The organism is Algoriphagus sp. (assembly GCF_024642405.1).
Classification (GTDB): domain Bacteria; phylum Bacteroidota; class Bacteroidia; order Cytophagales; family Cyclobacteriaceae; genus Algoriphagus.
In genome coordinates, this window is record NZ_JAHEBC010000367.1 from 1 (window position 1) to 3,657 (window position 3,657).

Sequence of the window (3,657 nt, forward strand, 5' to 3'; positions counted from 1 at the left end):
TCCGGAACGAGAACAAAACTTTACGTAATCAATGAAATTAGAATCGGCCATTTTTTAAAAGAAAAAGGCTAAGCATTAAAGCTTAGCCAAATGTGGATTGCAAAATTAAGAAAATTAAGCCAATCAGTAGCTATCAATAACAGAAGTGATCTGATTGAAGATTTCATTTATTTCTCCAACGCCATTGATTTTTTGAAACTTACCTTGCTTTTCATAATAAGTCGCCACAGGTAAAGTCTCTTTCATATAGACTTGGATTCTGGTAGTTATTTTTTCATTATCCTGATCATCGGCTCGGTTTGAAGTTTTTCCTCTTTCTTTAATTCTTTCTCTCAGAACATCCTCTGGAACTTCAAGAGCAATCATCCCTGAAATTTCTAAATTATGATGGGAAAGCATTTCATCCAAGGCTTCTGCCTGGGCAGTAGTCCTAGGGAAACCATCAAAAATAAAACCTTTAGAATCTTTGGTCTCACTGATTTTTTCCTCCACCATCTTTATGACAACTTCATCAGGCACCAAATGTCCTTCATTCATATATTTTTTAGCTAGGAGACCTAATTCTGTTCCTTCACCTAGGTGCTTTCTAAACAAATCTCCTGTAGAAAGATGAGTTAATCCATAATGTTGGATTAATTTTTCACTTTGTGTGCCTTTGCCCGCACCCGGAGGGCCAAATAAAACGATATTATACATTCCTGATTATTTTTTAAGGAGTATCAAGTTGATAGATTTCTTTAAGATTTCTACCATATCCATCATAGTCAAGGCCGAAGCCGACGACAAATTTATTGGGAATTTCAAAACAGACATAATCAATTGGATAATTAAACCGAAAAGCTTCAGGTTTAAATAGAAGTGAAACGATTGAAATCCCAGAAGGATTTAGGCCTGAAATCTGCTCTAGCAGGTAATTCATGCTGATTCCGGTATCTACTATATCCTCAACAATTAATACATATTTATTTTTTAAACTATCCTGAATCCCTATTAATGATTTTACTTTTTCAGAACTTTTTGTCCCTTGATAGGAACTAAGTTTCACGAAAGTGCAAGTAATAGGTAAATCTATAGACCTACATAAATCAGCAAAAAAAATGAATGACCCATTTAAAACACCTAATAAAACAACTTCTTTTCCTTTGAAATCCTGCGATATTTCTGCCCCAACCTGAGAAATTCTTTTCTGTATCTGATCTTGATTTAAAAATGGAATAAAATGTTTGTCTTTGATTCTAATGCTCATAATAGACCTTTATAGTTCCTTCATTAAAAATTTGTATAAATCGATCATTGCTTTGAGATCCTTCAAAGATACTTTTTCATCTGGCGTATGAACATTATCCTCAGGCGCACCAATAAAACACCAATCAATTGGGTAAGGAGAGAATTGAATCTCTCTTCCATCACTTCCTCCTGCACCCTCTACCTCTATTTGAAAGGGGATTTTACTTTTATTTGCCAAAGAAACAATTTTATTTAAAAAACTTCGCCTAGGTATAAACTTATCTCTGATAGAAATAGCAACTCCTTCATGGTGCCTTACGCCTTCTGATACCCAAGTAATATCAGAAATTAATGCTTGTTTAATAGGAGCCTCTTCTTGGATGAACTTAAGAAGAAATGGCATACTGCCACCTCCATGCTCTTCATACGTGGAAAACACGATCCAACCGTTTTCAAGTGTTTCACATAATTTCAAAGCATTATATATCCCCAACCTATTATCCAAATAAGCAGCTTGGATGAAATTTTTATCGAGTCTTACATTTTGCTCAAAAGACAAACAAGTCCCTGGTTCAATCCCTCTTGGAAAATCATGAACAAATCCATCTTCATCGCCTTGAAGTCGGCATCTTATGGATCCAAGGCTATCTTCACCTACTAACCAAGTTCCAGGAATTAATTCCGGTCCACCTACTGGTACTAATTGATTATTGTACCTTGCCATAAATCCAATTGTATCAATATGCGCGAAAACCGCGGTTCTTGGAATTCCAAATTTTAGGAGAAGACAATCATGAAATTCATCACTAAAAAATATTTTTGGTACAACTTTCCAATATTTCTTACGTTTTTCAACATATTCGCATAGAAATTTAGTTGTTCGCGATTCATCACCAGAAACACCATTTATTTCTAATAAATCGTACAAAATTTTCATTTTGGCATTAATTATGTTAATTATTTGTTAATAGACAGTAAATTTGTTTAGATTTATTTTGTTAGCAGAATTGTGAATTAAATAAATCATCTAGATTTGCAGTAAGTTAAAAGTTATTAAATTTGTAATCACATCAATCAAACACTTAAAATTTGAACAAAAATTTTTTGTTATGAAAAAACTAATACTCTCAACACTTATGGTCGGTGCTTTGGCACTTGGTGCCAACGCCCAGAAAGAATTCGACAAATTCTCTTTGGAAATCAATGGAGGCGTCAACAAACCAATGGCTCCTCTGACTCCAGGATATCTTTCACCAACAGCCAACTTTGGTCATATAGATTTCGGAGCTCGTTACATGTTCAATGAAAAATTCGGCCTTAAGCTTGATTATGGTTTTGGATCAATGAAAGAGGTAGATGGTGAATCACCTACATTTGATACAAAATATTACCGCTTAAATCTCCAAGGCGTAATGAATGCTGGAAGAATTATGAACTTTGAGTCTTTCACAAGATCTGTAGGTTTATTAGTTCATGGAGGGGCAGGTATCGGTAATGTGAACCCAGAAGAAAATCTTTACAATGATTTTACTGATGATGTTTACAATTTTATTGTAGGTTTTACTCCTCAGCTTAAATTAGGAAAAGGTATTGCTTTGGTAGGTGATATCAGTGCAATCATAAATGGACGTCAAACTGTAACTTGGGATGGCGCTACGGCTATCAGGCCTGATAATGCTGGATTTTATGGAGCAAATTCAGTTTGGTGGACAGGTACGTTAGGTCTTCAGTTTTACTTAGGTTCTGCCGAAGAGCATGCTGACTGGTATATTGCAGCTGATAAATATGCTACCAAAGAGGAATTAGCTTCTCAGATCAACGGTATTAAAGATATGCTAAAAGATTCTGATGGTGACGGTGTTCCTGATTATTTAGATAAAGAGCCTAATACTCCAGCAGGAGCAAGAGTTAATTCTCAAGGTACAACAATGGACTCTGACGGTGATGGAACTCCAGATCATATGGATAAGTGCCCATTCCTTCCTGGCCCAGCTTCTACTAATGGATGTCCAGTAGAAGAAATTAAGGAAGAACTTGATTTCTTTAAGAAGGCTATAAACGATGGTTACATTAACGTATATTATGCATTCGATAGCTCTAAGCCGCTTGGATACTCTACTAGCGCAGCTAGTTATGTTGCAAACTTCATGAAGAAAAATCCTGGAGTAAGTGTAGAAATTAAGGGATATGCCGATGAATTAGGTCCTGAAGATTACAATATGAAGCTTTCTGAAAGAAGAGCTAAAGCAGTTTATGACTTATTAATTTCTTCCGGTGTTGATGCATCTAGACTTTCTTATAAAGGTTATGGTGAAGATACTAGCGTAGACAAGTCTTCTGCTGATGCCAGACAAATGGCAAGAAGAGCTAGTTTCGAAGTGAAATAAGCTTAAAAATATAATTAATTAAGAGCCCGGTTAATCCGGGCTT

4 protein-coding genes are annotated in these 3,657 nt (G+C 35.4%); 1 reads left to right on the forward strand and 3 read right to left on the reverse strand.

Annotated features, from left to right (window positions below; genetic code table 11):
- Positions 1-123 precede the first annotated feature (123 nt).
- Genes Q0L68_RS17855 through Q0L68_RS17865 form a run of 3 tightly spaced genes read right to left on the reverse strand, consistent with a single transcriptional unit; the run spans position 124 to position 2,164 of the window.
- Positions 124-696 carry an adenylate kinase gene (locus Q0L68_RS17855; protein ID WP_296705619.1) on the reverse strand — a complete coding sequence of 191 codons (573 nt, stop codon included), beginning with the start codon at positions 694-696 and terminating at the stop codon, positions 124-126.
- 13 nt (positions 697-709) lie between these two features.
- Complete coding sequence (gene hpt, locus Q0L68_RS17860; protein ID WP_296705620.1) at positions 710-1,246, reverse strand: hypoxanthine phosphoribosyltransferase; 537 nt, start codon at positions 1,244-1,246, stop codon at positions 710-712.
- A 9-nt stretch (positions 1,247-1,255) separates the two neighbouring features.
- On the reverse strand, positions 1,256-2,164 hold the full coding sequence (locus tag Q0L68_RS17865; protein ID WP_296705621.1) for an aminopeptidase: 909 nt from the start codon (positions 2,162-2,164) through the stop codon (positions 1,256-1,258).
- Between the two features lie 172 nt (positions 2,165-2,336).
- On the opposite strand from Q0L68_RS17865, the gene Q0L68_RS17870 reads away from it, so the two are divergent.
- Entirely contained in the window at positions 2,337-3,614 is a 1,278-nt protein-coding gene (locus tag Q0L68_RS17870; protein ID WP_296705622.1) for an OmpA family protein, read from the forward strand.
- The last annotated feature ends 43 nt before the right edge of the window (positions 3,615-3,657 follow it).

Coding starts and splice junctions, on each gene's coding strand:
- Q0L68_RS17870 (WP_296705622.1), top strand. CDS start 2,337: ATGAAAAAACTAATACTCTCAACACTTATGGTCGGTGCTTTGGCACTT.
- Q0L68_RS17865 (WP_296705621.1), bottom strand. CDS start 2,164: ATGAAAATTTTGTACGATTTATTAGAAATAAATGGTGTTTCTGGTGAT.
- Q0L68_RS17855 (WP_296705619.1), bottom strand. CDS start 696: ATGTATAATATCGTTTTATTTGGCCCTCCGGGTGCGGGCAAAGGCACA.
- hpt (WP_296705620.1), bottom strand. CDS start 1,246: ATGAGCATTAGAATCAAAGACAAACATTTTATTCCATTTTTAAATCAA.